Genomic DNA, 14,903 nt, shown 5'->3' with positions numbered 1-14,903 from the left:
CGTAATAACCGTCATCGCACGAATGTCCGCTCCCGCCTCAACGCAGCCAACGTCGTAGCACGACAACACCAGCCTTCTATCAACTGTCATGCCTGTAATATCCCTGGCCCAGGCCGGCTGAGCATCATGTGGGAAAAACCAACAGGCTCAAAAGGCACCTCACTATGTATCGCGGATTCTGGTATGCCCAGGCGCTCGACCTGGACAGCGACCTCGCTCCTTCCCTGCAGGAATCGATTCAAGCCGACGTGTGCATCGTCGGTGGCGGCTTTCTTGGCCTGTGGTCGGCGATCCGCCTGAAACAGGCTCACCCGGAAAAAACCATCGTCATCGTCGAACGCGACCGCTGTGGCTCCGGTGCCAGCGGGCGTAACGGTGGCATCGCCACCAACTGGTGGGGCAAATACCTGTCAGTGCGGACCATCTGCGGTGACGTCGAAGCACGGCGTATTTGCGAAGCGGCCGAGTCGGCCATCGACGAGATCGGCAGCTTCTGCGAGGAGCACGGCATCGACGCCCAGTACCGCAAGGACGGCTGGCTATGGTCAGCCACCAACACGCGGCAGATGAACTCCTGGCGGGTGCTCACCGACGGCCTGCAAAACCTCGGGGTCAATCCGTTTCAGGAACTGGATCGCCATGCCATCCAGAGCCGCATGGGCTCACCGCTGGTGCTCGGCGGTATCTATGATCCCAACGCCGCTACCGTGCAACCGGCCATGCTCGCTCGCGGGCTGCGTCGTGTAGCCCTGAAGCTTGGCGTGAAGATTTACGAGAAGTCACCGTTCACTCAGTTGCAACGCGGCAAGCATCCAGTGGTTCACACCGCCAAGGGCCAAGTGAAAGCAGACCGCGTGGTACTGGCGCTCAATGCCTGGGGCGCACAGTTCCCCGAGCTGCGGCGGATGATCGCGGTCATGTCCAGCGACATGGTCGCCACCGCTCCGGTCAAGGCCAGGCTCGACGCCATCGGTTTCCGCGCCGGCGAGTGCATGACCGACTCACGCACCGTGCTCAACTACTGGCGCAACACCCCGGACGGCCGGGTGGTGTTCGGCAAGCCCCTGGGCCAGTTCGCCTTCGCCGGGCGCATCGGTGACCTCTACGAAAAACCGTCGCCGGCCGCCGACAAGGTCGCCGCCGAATTGCGCCGTCTGTATCCGCAGTTGCAAGACGTGCCCGTGGTCAGCAGCTGGACCGGCCCCATCGACCGCGCCATGAAAGGCTTGCCCAACTTCGGCTACCTCGATCATCACCAGAACATCGCCTATGGCATCGGCTTCTCCGGCAACGGCGTGGCCACCACGGTGTTCGCCAGCCGCATCATCAAATCGCTGGTCGAGCACGCCAACGACGAGTGGGCCAACTGCGGCCTGGTCGACCAGAAAATGAAGTTGCTGCCGCCCGAGCCCTTGCGCTTCTTCGGCGCGCACATGGTACGTGATGCCCTGGTACGCAAGGAGTCGCTGGAGGACTACGACCGCGATGCCAGTTTCATCACCAAGCGCCTGGTGGCCATGGCCCCGGCCGGCTACGTGCCGGCGCAGAAGAAGTAAGGAGCCTCGCGTGAACCAACACATCGTATTTCTCGACGACGAGGGCCTGGCACCCTCCACGCGCCTGAAACATCCGGACTGCGCGCATACCTGGCAGCAATACGCCTACACCCAGCCTGAGCAAGTGCTGGAGCACCTCAGGGAGGCCACCATCGCCCTGACCTGCAGCGTACCGCTGCGTGAAGAGCATCTGCGCCAGTTGCCCAAGTTGAAGATGATTTCCCTGGCCCTGACCGGCCGCGACATCGTCGATGTCGATTACTGCGAGGCCAACGGCATCGAAGTCGCCAGCGTGCCCGGCTACGCCGCCAACACGGTGGCCGAGCACAGCCTGGCGATGATCTTCGAGCTGCTGCGTCGCCCGGCGGCCTTCACCCGCTTGATGCGCCAGGTGCATGCGGGCGAGGCCGAGTACAAGAATATCTACTTCGACCACCGCATCCGCGACGTACGTGGCAAGCGGCTGGCGATCATCGGCAGTGGCCCCATCGCCCTGCGCCTCGCCGAGCTGGCCCGTAACCTGGGCATGCAGGTGTTTTTCGAAGACCGTGGCGGCCAGCGCAGCGGCCATGACTGCCGCCCGCTCACCGAGCTGCTGAAAAGCTGCGACGTGCTGTCGATCAACTGCCCGCTGACCCCGCAGACCCACAACCTGATCGATGCCGACAAACTGGCACTGATGAAAGCCGACGCCCTGGTGATCAACACCGGACGCGGCGGCATCGTCAACGAGGCGGCGTTGATCGAAGCGCTGCAAGCGGGCCGGCTGGGCGGCGTCGCCCTCGACGTGGTCGAGCAGGAGCCGTTGCACCCGAGCAATCCGCTGTTCCAACTGATCGGCCGCGACGACTTCATCCTCAACCCGCACATCGCCTGGAGCAGCGAGGATGCCATGCAACTGCTGATGGACAGCGCGGTGGACAACATCAGCGATTTCGTCGCCCGCCAGGCCCCCGAGAAAAGGATGCGCAGCGTATGACCCCGGAGATCAAGAGCAGCTACGTCGACGGTGCTTTCGTCGATACGAACGACGACAGCAACCTGCTGGACAATCGTAATCCGTCCAACCCCGGCGAGGTGATCGAGCGTTTCGTGCGGGCCGATCAGGCCCTTACCGAGCGCGCCATCGACGCCGCCCACCGTGCCCAGCCAGCCTGGGCGCAAAGCAATCCGCAGCAGCGTGCCGATGTACTGGATTGCATCGGCAGCGAAATCCTCGTACGTCGCCAGGAACTGGCCACCCTGCTCGCCCGCGAGGAAGGCAAAGTGGTGCGCGAGGCGCTTGGCGAAGTGGACCGCGCCGCGCGCTCGTTCAAGTTCTACGCCCAGGAGGCACTACGGGCGTCAGGTGAAAAGTACGAGTCGGTGCGCACCGGCGTCGGTATCGACGTGACCCGTCACGCCGTCGGCGTGGTCGGCATCATCGCGCCCTGGAACTTCCCCATCGCCATCCCGGCGTGGAAGATCGCCCCGGCGCTGTGCTTCGGCAACAGCGTGGTGTTCAAGCCCGCCGAACTGGTGCCCTCCTCGGCCTGGGCGCTGGCGGAAATCATTTCCCGCTCGGGTCTGCCGGCAGGCGTGTTCAACCTGCTGATCGGTCCTGGCCGCAGTGTCGGCGACACCCTGGTCCGCCACCCGCAAGTCAACGCCATCAGCTTCACCGGCTCCGAGGGCACCGGCCGCCAGGTCGCCAGTATCGCCGTGCAACGCATGGCCAAGGTGCAGTTGGAAATGGGCGGCAAGAACCCGCTGATCGTGCTCGACGACGCCGACCTCGACGTGGCCCTGGATGTCGCCATCCAGGGCTCGTTCTTCTCCACGGGGCAGCGCTGCACCGCCAGTTCGCGACTGATCGTCACCGAAGGCATCTACCCCCGCTTCATCGAGCGGCTGGTCGAACGCACCCGTGCGCTCAAGGTCGGCAACGCCCTCGACGCGACCACCGATATCGGCCCGGTGGTGGATGAAAAACAGCTGGAGACCGACCAGGCCTTCATCCAGTCCGGGCTCGACGAAGGCGCGACCCTGGCCTGCGGCGGCGAACGCCTGGAGCATCCCAGCGGCGGCCTGTTCCTGACCCCGGCCCTGTTCCTCGACGTGCAGCCGCACATGCGCATCTACCGCGAGGAAATCTTCGGACCGGTGCTCAGCGTGCTCAAGGTCCGCGATTACCCGGCCGCCTTCGCTGCCGCCGAAGACACGCCGTTCGGCCTGTCCGCCGGGATCGTCACCACCTCGCTCAGGCATGCCGAGCATTTCAAGCGCCACTCCTCGGCCGGCATGGTGATGGTCAACCTGCCGACCGCAGGCGTCGACTATCACGTGCCGTTCGGCGGCAATCGCGGTTCCAGTTATGGCCCCCGCGAGCAAGGCAGCCACGCCCGCGAGTTCTTCACCAAGGTGAAGACCAGCTACCAGGCCAGTTGAAACCAGGCGGCGTTCGTCATCAGGAGGCGAAGCGTGAGATACGGCACGGCATTCGAAAGCACATTGCGCCGCAGGAACCTGAGGTATTCGGATCTCGCATCCCGCGCTTTCGGTCCGCCCCGGCGGGTGTCGTTCTTTTTGTGCGAGCACTTCTCCATGGTGACCTTCGCCGCAGCTCTGGACGTACTGGTCAGTGCCAACAGCATTGCGGCAACGACGCTGTTCGATATCCGCCTGTTCGGCAACGGAGACAGGGTCACCAGCGACCTCGGCATTCGTGTACCCGCCCGGTATGACCTGCATGCCACGCACCAGGATGTCCTGCTGGTCTGTGGTGGACCGCGCGTGCGACCGTACGCAAGCCCTCATTTGCGTGAATGCCTGCGCGCCGCCGACAGGGCCGCGACACTGCTTGGCGGCCTGTGGAACGGCGCCTATTTCCTCGCGGAGGCCGGGCTGCTGGATGGCCATGCCTGCGCGGTCAATCCGGATGGCATGGCAATGATCGCCGAGCTGTATCCCAAGGTCAGCGTTACCCCGTTCGCCCACGCCTTCGATGGCAAACGGATGAGCTGCGCGGGCGCCACCAGTTCCACCAGCATGATGCTGGAACTGGTGCGTAATGTAGCCGGCGCCGAATTGGCCAGTGCCATCGACGATGCCCAGCACTGCGACGGCAAGCACTATGGCGGTGAAAGCGCACGCATCGATATCGACCCCAGGCTGCCGCCACCGCTGGTAACGGCGCTGGAACTCATGCACAGCAATATCGAAGAGCCGGTACCGCTGGAAGATATCGCCGCCCATGCCGGTGTCTCGCGACGAGGCCTGGAACGCACCTTTTCAAGGCACATGAGCGCCCCACCGATGCGCTACTACCTGGAACTGCGCCTGACCCACGCGCGCCAGTTGCTGCAGTACACCAACAAGACCATTCGCGAGGTATCGGTGGCGAGTGGCTTCGCCACGCTTTCGCACTTCTGCCGACGCTTCCGCGACTTCTACGAGATGGGGCCGAACCAGTTCCGTCTGCGCTCGCGCAACGCCCTCCATTGAGCGCGTCGCGAAGGGGCCGGGCCCGTCTCAGCGCGACCGCTCGCACAAGGGCTTTCGCGGCTTTTTTCGTGTTTTTCCCGAACAAGCGAAACGCCCATCACCCGTGGCCTGCAGGGCAAATCCACGCACCATTTCGACGCATTACCGGAAGTAATGCGAACGGTAAAAATAGGCGCGTTGACGCCCCATCTACCCCCTCAGAAAATCGGCTCACAGCACACGTGATGTACTGAAAAAAAACGCCTGAGGACAACAATGAACATTGCGCCCGTCAAATCCCACCGTGACCTCGTCGTCTCCCGTCAACCCGGCTTCGGTATGAATGGCGAGCTGTTCGGCCGCCAGGATGTGTTCGACACCGACGTCGATATTTTCTTCACCAAGCACTGGATACTGGTTGGCGTCACCGCCGATGTCGCCGAGCCCGGCGACGTGTCGACCATCGACATCGGCAAGTCGTCGATCATCCTCGTACGCGATGACGACGAGCAGGTACAGGCCTATCGCAATGTCTGCCGCCATCGCGGCGCGCGCCTCAAGGATGCCGGCAAGTCCAGCGTCGGCATGCTGGTCTGCCCCTACCACCAGTGGACCTACGACCTCGACGGCAGCCTCAAGCACGCCGCGCACATGGGCAAGGACTTCGATCCCAAGTGCCGCAGCCTTCACCCGGTGCATTGCAAAGTAGTCGGCACGCACATCTTCGTCTGCCTGAGCGATACCCCGCCGGACGATATCGCCGTGCTGGAGCAGACCATGACCCCGCGTTTCGCGCCCTATGACCTGACCAACGCCAAGATCGCCTACGAGGCGGAGATCATCGAGAACGGCAACTGGAAACTGGTGATGGAAAACAACCGCGAGTGCTACCACTGCGCGGGTACCCACCCGGAACTGACCGCGTCCTTCCTGCCGGAAGACTTCGGCTTCTGCACCGACGGCATGGGCGAGGACTCGCTCAAGGCCCTGGACGAATACTTCCAGCGCAACAATGACACGCAGAAGAACTGGGAAAGCGAGGGCCATATCTGCGCGCCCGTCGAATACCTTGGCGAAGACGCCGTGACCCAGTTCCGCACCCAGCGCCTGGTGATCGCCGGGCGTGGCGAATCGCAGACCCTCAGCACCGAAGTGGCCTGCACCAAGCTGTTCGGCGAACTGACCCGCCGCGACCTGGGCGACACCCATATGTGGACCCACAATTCCTGGACCCACGTGATGAGCGACCACGCGGTGATCACCTACATCATCCCGCTGTCGCCGGACCGTACCCTGGTGCGCTCCAAGTGGCTGGTGCACGCCGATGCCGTCGAAGGCGTCGATTACGACCTGCAGAAACTGACCGAGGTCTGGATCGCCACCAACCAGCAGGACGCCAGCCTGGTCGGTATCACCCACAGCGGCACCCAGGACCCCGGCTATGCACCCGGCCCGTTCTCGGCCTTCACCGAGAGCTACGTCGACCAGTTCTCCCGCTGGTACGCCGCGCGCCTCGCCGCGCACGGCGTGTGAGGCCCGTGATGAACATGCTGCACGACATCGCCGGCCTGCGCGCCGAGCAACGCTTCGCCGACAGCAACCACTGGGCCGCCTACGGCGCCCAGTGGACCAGCGGCGACAGCAAGTCCATCGACTGCCTGAGCGTGGTCGATGAAACCCACGACGTGAAGACCTTCATCTTCCGCTGCCCGGCCTACAGCGCCCTTGCCTACGAGCCCGGCCAGTTCCTCACCGTGTCGCCGGTGATCGACGGGCAGACGATCTCGCGCTGCTACACCCTGTCGTCGACGCCGACCCGGCCGTTCACCTTCTCGATCACGGTCAAGCGCGTACCGGGTGGCGTGGTCTCTAACTGGCTGCACGACAACCTGCGTGCAGGTCAGGCGCTGGTTGCCTCCGGCCCGGCCGGCAACTTCACGCCGGTGGCGGCGCCGGCGCGCAAGCTGCTGTATCTCTCCGCTGGCTCGGGCATCACGCCGTTGATGGCGATGTCGCGAGCTGCCGCTGACCTGCATGCCGAAGTCGATATCGTCTTCGTCCACAGCGCGCGCACGCCGAAGGACATCATCTTCCGTGACGAACTGGAGCGTTTGCAGCGTAGCGGTGTGCGCTTTCGCACCCTGTTCATCTGCGAAGGCCATGGCGACGAGCCGGACTGGCAAGGCCCTCTCGGGCGCCTGTCGCTGGCCGAGCTGCAAGCCCAGGTGCCGGATTTCAAGGAGCGTGAAGTCTTTACCTGTGGGCCTCAGGGCTACATGACCGCAACCAAGTCGCTGCTGGAGAGCGGTGGTTTCGACCTGGCCCACTACCACCAGGAAAGCTTCGATATCTCGGCAGAGATCGCCGTCGAACCTGCCCCTGCCGAAACGGGCGCCGATCAGGCCCAGGACACCTTCACCGTGCGCCTGGCACGCTCGGGCAAGGCGTTCACCATGACCGCCGAGCAGACCGTGCTGTCCGCAGCGAAAAAGGCAGGCGCCATTGTCCCCTCGTCATGCAGCCAGGGGGTCTGTGGCACCTGCAAGACCGCCATCCTGGAAGGCAGTGTGGAGATGAAGCACAACGGTGGCATTCGCCAGCGCGAGATCGACAAGGGCCTGCGCCTGTTGTGCTGCAGCCGGCCGACTTCGGACCTGGTGATCGACCTTTGAGTCCACTACGGCTTCGCGCACGAACTCGGCACGCGAAGCCGTGACTCTTACGAACGCACCACCCTCGCTGCCGGCGGCACTGCCCGCGCATGCCGCTTGCTGGTGATCATACCCAGCAGGGTAATCACCACCGCCAAGGCAAAGGTCGACGTCACTTCGAGGCGATGCTCAGGCATGACGAACATCACGCCCAGGGCAAAGACGATGAACAGGATCACCGCGTAGGTCAGCCACGGGAACAGCCACATCCTGAACTCCAGCTTGATCTTGCGCTGTTGCAGGATCGAGCGCATGCGCAATTGCGAGAAAGCGATCACCAGGTACACCAGCAGGGCGATGGAACCCGAGCTGGCGAGCAGGAACGAGAACACCTGGGCGGGCGCGAAGTAGTTGACGATGGTCGCCAGCATGCCGATCAGGGTGCTGGCGATCACCGCGCCACGCGGCACACCGGACGACGAAGTGCGGCTGACGATCGCCGGCGCGTCGGCGCGCTTGCCAAGCGAGTAGACCATGCGCGAAGCGATGTAGATCGACGAGTTCAGGCAACTGGCGACCGCCACCAGCACCACCAGATCGACGAGGAATTTCGCATAGGGGATGTTCATGATCTCCAGGGCGCGCTGGTAGGAACCCTGCACCGGCAACAGCGGATCGTTCCACGCCACCACGGAGATGATCACGAAGATCGACAGCAGGTAGAACACGCTGATGCGCCAGATCACCGAACGGGTCGCACGGGCGATGTTCTTCGCCGGGTCCTTCGACTCGGAGGCGGCGATGGTCACCGCTTCGGTGCCGACGAAACTGAACATGGTGGTCAGCAGCGCACCGATGATCGCCGTCCAGCCGTTGGGCATGAAACCGCCGTGCTCGCTGACCAGCTTCTGCAGGCCACTGACTTCGCGGCCCGACAATACACCGGACAACGCCGCCAGACCGAGGCCGATGAACGCGACGATGGCGATGATCTTGAGCATGGCGAACCAGAACTCGAACTCGCCGTACTTGCCCACGCTGAACAGGTTGGTCGCGGTCAGCAGGACGGTCACCGAAAGCGCGTAGAACCAGGCGTCGAACTGTGGGAACCAGTTGTTCAGCACCACGCCGGCGGCGATGGCCTCGATGGGGATCACCAGCACCCAGAACCACCAGTACAGCCAGCCGATGGTGAAGCCGGCCCAGCGCCCGATGGCATGGTCGGCATAGGTCGAGAACGACCCGGTGTCGGGACTGGCGACCGCCATTTCGCCGAGCATGCGCATCACCAGCACCACCAAGGCGCCAGCCATGACATAGGCGAGGATCGCGGAGGGACCGGCAGCGGCAATGGCATGCCCGGAACCGACGAACAGGCCGGCACCGATGATGCCGGCAATCGAAAGCATGGTGATATGGCGCGGCTTGAAGCCCTGCGCCAACTCGTCACCAGGACGTTGCGTGCTTGTAGTCATGTTGAGGCCTTCTATTGGACTTGTTATGAAGTGCTGCAACACGCTCACGGGATGACAGGCATGACCCTCCGTGAACATGCATCGCCTCCAAGCTAGACAAGACAACACAGTCGAAACCGACCAGCCTCGCCGCATCGTTGTACGTATGCGACATTGCCGACCATGGTCGAATAGGCTCTATATCGGTTATTTCAGCGAAGCCTCGTGCCCCCAGGGCAGCGTACCGACGCTTGCGAATACGGATGCAGGAACAGTTCGAGCCTTGCCCGGACAGGGACGAAAAGCAGACGCAAGATAATCGTCATTCCCGCGCAGGCGGGAAACCAGTGGAGTCGACGTCTTTGGATTCCCGCCTGCGCGGGAATGACGAATAGTTAAGCCAGTTGTGGCGTGTGCTCGCTCCTGCCTCAAATTGCCACTGTTCGTCGGGCGGGTCAGGACTCGCAGCCATACGACACGTTCCCTTCGCCCCACCCAGGCTGGGCAAAACAAGCGCTGAGTGAGCAGCTCGGTTCACCCTGCATCTCAGATGCCATGCTCCAGGTCGACACCCACAAGACAATCGTCATTCCCGCGCAGGCGGGAATCCAATGGAGTCGACGTCTTTGGATTCCCGCCTGCGCGGGAATGACGCTCTGGGAGCTTTCCGACTCAGGGCATAGGAGCGGCGGGCACAGGCTCTCCCCTTAACCAATCGACCACGGCCTCGACCATCGGCGTCATAGTCCGGCCATTGGGCAGGACCACGTAGTAGGAGTCCCTGACGCTCAGGGAAAAATCCGTGAGCCGCACCAGCTCGCCACTGGCCAGCATATCCTCCAGCAAACGCCCCCAGCCGAGCGCCACGCCCTGGCCATGGCGGGCGGCCTGCACCGTGTCGCTGTAGAGGCTGCAACGCAGGGCGTAGTTGAGCGGCACCGGCTTGGCGCCGATGCCACGGAACCAGGCGCCCCAGTTGATCCAGCCTTCGGAGGTCATGTCGGAGTCGATCAGCTCGGCGCCGGCCAACTCGTCGAGCGTCTGTGGCACGCCGTTGCTCTCTAGCCAGGCCGGCGAACAGATGGGAAACACCTCTTCGCCGAACAGCAGGATCGAGGTGCCATCGGACCAGGCGCCGTTGCCATAGCGCACCGCCAGGTCGATATCGTGATGGCGCAGGTCGGCAGTAAACATCTGGGTGGTCAGGCGCAGCTTCAGGTTGGGCTGGGCCTGCCTCAACGCGGCCAGCCGGGGCAGCACGCGGAACTGGGAAAAGGACGCCGTGGTGGTCAGCACCAGCTCGCGAGTGCCGGTCCCCGTGGCGAGCGTATCGAACACACTGGCCATCTTCTGCATCGACTCGGCCACCACCGCATACAGCGTCTCGCCTTCATGGGTGAGCCTGATCGAACGATGCAGGCGATGGAACAACTTGACCGCGAGCGTCTCTTCGAGAAAACGGACCTGCCGGCTGACCGCCGCCTGGGTCACGCCCAACTCCTTCGCCGCGACGGTGAAACTGGCGTGGCGCGCCACCGCCTCGAACTCCACCAATGCCGTCAGGGAAGGAATCAGCCGCCGATAGCCTCTGATGTGTCGCTCTACTTCTTGTGTGGTCATCCGTTACGGACCTTCGACGATGAAACCCAATGCACGGGTGTATACGCCCACCGGGCAAGCGAGTATGAAAGGCAGCCATGATCTTTCGGATCAGCATGGCAACGCCAGCCCCTCGGCAATAGGAAGAGGGCGTTTATTTATATAAGAAAACCGCCGCCACGCACTGACCCTGCCGAACCGTGCAAGCACCGATCCACGGTCGCTGCAGCCCATGTCATAAATCTTATATTCAGCGTGTCGGCTGTTATATTTGAGACAGTCGCACCCGCCTATGCTGGGTGCTCAAGGAACAGATAGATTCCGACCTTGCCGCTTCGGCGACTTTTCGAATGCCTCGACCAACCAGCCATTCGTGAGGGAAAACAATAATGAAAACGTCAAGCGTCTATGAAACCCCTGGTGAAGACAGCGCAGAGAAACGGGTCAAACCAGACCTGCGCGTCGGCTTCATCCTGATGAACCAGTTCACCCTGGTGCCCGTCGCCGGCTTGGTCGACTCGCTCAGGTTCGCCGCCGACAAGTCATTCCGCAGCCAGCAGATCTTCTGTAAGTGGGACTGGATGACCTGCAGCGACGGGCCGATCACCGCCAGCTGTGGCATGCCCATTGCGCCGACCAAGCCCTTGAGCGTGATCGGCGAATACGACTACGTGATCCTCGCCGGTGGCCTGCTCAGCGAAACCCGCGACCCTCCGCAATGGCTGTTGCAGTTGCTACGCGAGCTGCACGCGGCGAAGACGCCGATCATCGCCCTCTGCTCCGGCTCGTTCGTGCTCGGCAAGGCCGGCCTGCTCGATGGTCGCCGCTGCGCGGTGCACTTCACCATCCGCGAAGAATTCATCGAACGCTTTCCCAAGGCCGACGTGCTGGTGGACAAGAGCTTCGTCGACGACGATGGCATCACCACCTGTCCCGGCGGCACCGCCATCGACCTGGCCGCCAACCTGATCAGCCGCCACTGCGGCTCGATCCGCGCGCAGAAAGGCCTGGAATACCTGCTGGTGAACGACGAGGAAATCCAGCGCCAGACCGCACCGGAGAAAGCGCCTGTCACCGAGTTGCACGTGTACAAGAACGACCTCGTCGAACGGGCCATCCACTACATGCGCACGCACATGGATACTCCCAGCTCATTGCGCGCAGTGGCGCAAAGCATCGGCACCAACGAGCGCCAGTTGCACCGCGCGTTCATGTCCAACACCAATGAATCGCCCGCCCACTACTGGCGCAAGCTGCGCCTGGACCATGCCAAGCGCCTGCTGATGAACACCAGCCAGCACGTCACCCAGATCGCCTATGCCACCGGCTTCTCCGATGCCTCGCACTTCATCCTGTGGTTCCGCAAGCAGTTCGGCGAGACGCCCTGCTCCTTCCGCAAACGTCGCCACGATGCGGAAAAGCTGATCAATTCCGGGCACTGATCGAACGTTATCGTCACTCCCGCGCAGGCGGGAGCCCAGAAAAAACGCTGCATATAAATGCCCGCCGGAACGGGACATGACGGCTGTTCAATCCGTTCTTGGTCGAGGCGCCGCCACTGGACCCAGCAGCGGCACACCCTCAGCTTTCCAGCCCCGCTCGATATTGCCCCCAGCACAGGTTGCCGTTCACACCAAGCGAAAGGAACGGCTCGGGCGGGTTGCGGTTCGGCCCACTGGAGCCGATCAGGAAATCGATCAGCTCGTTGCGTTCACCCGCCAGCCAATCGGCCAGCAACGTGCCGGTAATGGTGCCACGGGTAATGCCCAGGCCGTTGCAGCCAAGCGCGCCAAAGACGTTCTGCGCCAATGGGCCGAAATGCGAGGCGTGGTTGCGGGTCATGCCCATCGCACCGCCCCAGGTGTATTCGAACTCGACCCCAGAGAGCATCGGGAAACGCCGCTCATAGGAACGCCGGTGGGCGACCGCGACCTTGTCCAGCCAGCGTTGATTGCTCTTGCCATCGGGCTGAAAGCTGAAGCCGTTGCGCACCAGCAGGCGCTGGTCGGGGGTGCGCCGCAAGGTCGTGCCGAACGGATCGGCGGGAATGATGCCCCAGATCGGATTGCCGCCCAGGCGCGCCTGTTCGCTGTCGCTCAAGCGGCGGGTCATGCTGGCGTAGGTGAACACCGGCAGCAGGCGCCCCTGGAGGAAGCCGAACTGCGAAGCGAAGGCGTTGTTGGTCAGCACCAGCTTGTCGACGCTCAGGCTGCCACGCTCATGCCTGAGGGTGATCGTGTCGCCGTACTCGACGCTGCTGACCGGCGTACCTTCGTACAGGCTGACATTGCCCGGCAGGCTGTCGGCCAGGCCTTTGACCAGGGCCGCCGGCTGCAACAGGATAGTGCCCGGCGTGAACAGCGCCTTGCGATAGAAGGCTGTGCCGATGTGCGCGGGCAGATCGCGCCCCTCGATCACCTCATAGGCCTGGCCCAGCTTGTCCAGGCCGCGGCGGTAGGCATCCAGCACGCGCAGGCCCTTGTCCTCGATGGCGGCCTGGTACTTGCCGAGCGGGTTCATCTGGCAGTCGATGCCATGCTCCGTCACCAGCCTGCGGATGATCGCCTGGGCGGCAAGGTTCAACTTGAGATTCATCCCGGCGACTGCCGGATCGCCGATGTAGTCGGGCGCACCGATATCGTGCGGCAAGTCGATGGCGAAGCCGGAATTACGCCCCGAGGAACCGTAGCCGACCTGCTGCGCTTCGAGCAGTACGACCTCATCGCCGGGGAACTTCAACGCCAGTTGGCGGGCCGCGGCAAGCCCGGTCAAGCCAGCGCCGATCACGGCCCAGCGAGCACGCGTATGACCGCTGTGAGCCGGGCGCGGGGTACGTTGCGGGCTGAGGTGAAACCAGCCACAGCCGTTATCGTCAGCAGGTAGTTCTCGTATGTTCACGCCGATGACTCTCCGAATGGTGAGTCGATTCTGCGTGGGCATCGCGCGCAGGCCTATAAGGAAAATGACGATTGCCAGCAGGATTCGCCCATCGCAGGGGCTTTGCCTGCTCGCCATGAACCTCACAGGAGTTGTCCCGGGCGTTATAGGCGCCGCCAGCCCTGGGGTGAGACAGTGATGCAAAAAGCGATGACATCGCGCCAGACTCGCAACCAGGGGAAACAATCATGCATGAACTGGGCATTCTCGGCGTCGGCGAATTGACCGAAAAGGTCGTCATCGGTCTGCGGCGCGGCGGCTTCGAGGGGGCGATCCACCTGTCCCCGCGTAACCCGGAGCGTGCCAGGCGGCTGGCCAGCGAATGCGGATGCCGCATCGCCAGGAGCAATCAGGCGGTCGTCGAGCAGGCCGACTGGCTGCTGCTCGGCGTACGTCCAGACGCCGTCGCGACGCTGGCTGGCGAAGTGACCCTGCGGCCAGGCCAGCATCTGGTTTCGCTGGCCGCCGGCGTGAGCCTGGAGAGCCTGGCCCAACGCTTTCCCCAGGCTCGCTGTACTCGCGCCATGTTGTCCTATGCCGCGCAGATCAACCAATCGACGGTAGTCGTCTGCCCCGCGCAGGCGGACACCGAGCACCTGCTAGCCACGCTGGGCAACCTGGTGGTGCTGGAGCAGGAAGCCCACTTCGAACTGGCTACCGTCGGCGCCTGCATGAACGGCTGGTTCTATTTCTTCCTGCATGACCTGCAGCAATGGCTCGCCGACAAAGGCCTGCCGGCCGAACAGGCCCGGGCCCTGGTGCTGGGCAACCTGCAAGACTGCCTGGCCAGCGCCCGCAGCCAGCCGGACCAGAGCCTCAAGCGCCTGGGTCTGAGCATCGCCACACCGGGCACCTTCACCGCCGACGGCCTCGACATGCTCAATCACCACCAGGCCAGCGCGGCGTGGGGCGCCGCCTGCCAGGTCGTGCTGGACGGCCTGCTGGCACCGAAGCGATAACGGCATTCGTCAACCGGAGTGTTGAGGCCACTGCGGACATTCGTTGCTCCTCCGTCATTCCCGCGAAGGCGGGAACCCAGAAGATCAGGCGCATTTGGATTATTCCCCTTCGGGCCAGCGCAAGCGCTGTTCAGCGATGGAGCCGCTGTCCCGCCTTCGCGGGAATGACGATTGAGTGGGGACTAGGTGTTCGTGGAGCGCCCGCTCCTGCCCCATTGCCCCCACAGCCCTGGCAGATATCAAGACAGACTGAGTGCCTCTTCGCGCACGGCAACGTCTGCGTTG

At 63.4% G+C, this 14,903-nt stretch carries 11 protein-coding genes; 8 read left to right on the top strand and 3 right to left on the bottom strand.

All coding sequences use genetic code 11. From position 1 onward, the window contains the following. Positions 1–164: 164 nt before the first annotated feature. The 6 genes from ACSZPK_RS06730 to ACSZPK_RS06705 all read left to right on the top strand — a co-directional run bounded on the left by ACSZPK_RS06730 (position 165) and on the right by ACSZPK_RS06705 (position 7,690). Positions 165–1,556, top strand: coding sequence for an NAD(P)/FAD-dependent oxidoreductase (locus tag ACSZPK_RS06730; protein ID WP_437880637.1), 1,392 nt, complete (start codon positions 165–167; stop codon positions 1,554–1,556). A 10-nt stretch (positions 1,557–1,566) separates the two neighbouring features. Next, positions 1,567–2,535, top strand: a complete 969-nt coding sequence (locus tag ACSZPK_RS06725) for an NAD(P)-dependent oxidoreductase (RefSeq protein ID WP_437880636.1) — start codon at positions 1,567–1,569, stop codon at positions 2,533–2,535. Next, on the top strand, positions 2,532–3,983 hold the full coding sequence (locus tag ACSZPK_RS06720) for an aldehyde dehydrogenase family protein (RefSeq protein WP_437880635.1): 1,452 nt from the start codon (positions 2,532–2,534) through the stop codon (positions 3,981–3,983). Before ACSZPK_RS06725 ends, ACSZPK_RS06720 begins: the two co-directional genes overlap by 4 nt. 156 nt (positions 3,984–4,139) lie before the next feature. After that, complete coding sequence (locus ACSZPK_RS06715; RefSeq protein WP_437880634.1) at positions 4,140–5,039, top strand: GlxA family transcriptional regulator; 900 nt, start codon at positions 4,140–4,142, stop codon at positions 5,037–5,039. A 255-nt stretch (positions 5,040–5,294) separates the two neighbouring features. Then, positions 5,295–6,551 (top strand): aromatic ring-hydroxylating oxygenase subunit alpha, encoded by a 1,257-nt coding sequence (locus ACSZPK_RS06710; protein WP_437880633.1) that lies wholly within the window; start codon positions 5,295–5,297, stop codon positions 6,549–6,551. Positions 6,552–6,559: 8 nt separating this feature from the next. Next, entirely contained in the window at positions 6,560–7,690 is a 1,131-nt protein-coding gene (locus tag ACSZPK_RS06705; protein WP_437880632.1) for an FAD-binding oxidoreductase, read from the top strand. 47 nt (positions 7,691–7,737) lie between these two features. On the opposite strand, the gene gabP is transcribed toward ACSZPK_RS06705, so the two are convergent. Both gabP and ACSZPK_RS06695 read right to left on the bottom strand, forming a co-directional pair. Continuing rightward, positions 7,738–9,144, bottom strand: coding sequence for a GABA permease (gabP, locus tag ACSZPK_RS06700; RefSeq protein ID WP_437880631.1), 1,407 nt, complete (start codon positions 9,142–9,144; stop codon positions 7,738–7,740). Between the two features lie 651 nt (positions 9,145–9,795). After that, complete coding sequence (locus ACSZPK_RS06695; RefSeq protein WP_437880630.1) at positions 9,796–10,743, bottom strand: LysR substrate-binding domain-containing protein; 948 nt, start codon at positions 10,741–10,743, stop codon at positions 9,796–9,798. A gap of 368 nt (positions 10,744–11,111) precedes the next feature. On the opposite strand from ACSZPK_RS06695, the gene ACSZPK_RS06690 reads away from it, so the two are divergent. Then, positions 11,112–12,164, top strand: a complete 1,053-nt coding sequence (locus ACSZPK_RS06690; protein WP_437880629.1) for a GlxA family transcriptional regulator — start codon at positions 11,112–11,114, stop codon at positions 12,162–12,164. A 139-nt stretch (positions 12,165–12,303) separates the two neighbouring features. On the opposite strand, the gene ACSZPK_RS06685 is transcribed toward ACSZPK_RS06690, so the two are convergent. After that, positions 12,304–13,662, bottom strand: a complete 1,359-nt coding sequence (locus ACSZPK_RS06685; RefSeq protein WP_437880628.1) for an NAD(P)/FAD-dependent oxidoreductase — start codon at positions 13,660–13,662, stop codon at positions 12,304–12,306. Between the two features lie 185 nt (positions 13,663–13,847). Here ACSZPK_RS06685 and ACSZPK_RS06680 point away from each other — a divergent pair, with 185 nt between their 5' ends. Then, the gene (locus ACSZPK_RS06680; protein ID WP_437880627.1) at positions 13,848–14,618 is read left to right on the top strand and encodes an NAD(P)-binding domain-containing protein; all 771 of its coding nucleotides are present in this window, start codon (positions 13,848–13,850) and stop codon (positions 14,616–14,618) included. Positions 14,619–14,903: the final 285 nt, after the last annotated feature.

Origin of the sequence: Pseudomonas sp. LRF_L74, from assembly GCF_965644255.1 — a bacterium.
GTDB lineage: Bacteria > Pseudomonadota > Gammaproteobacteria > Pseudomonadales > Pseudomonadaceae > Aquipseudomonas.
Note: the sequence above shows the minus strand (reverse complement) of the source record. Positions and strands in the feature narration are given on the sequence as shown.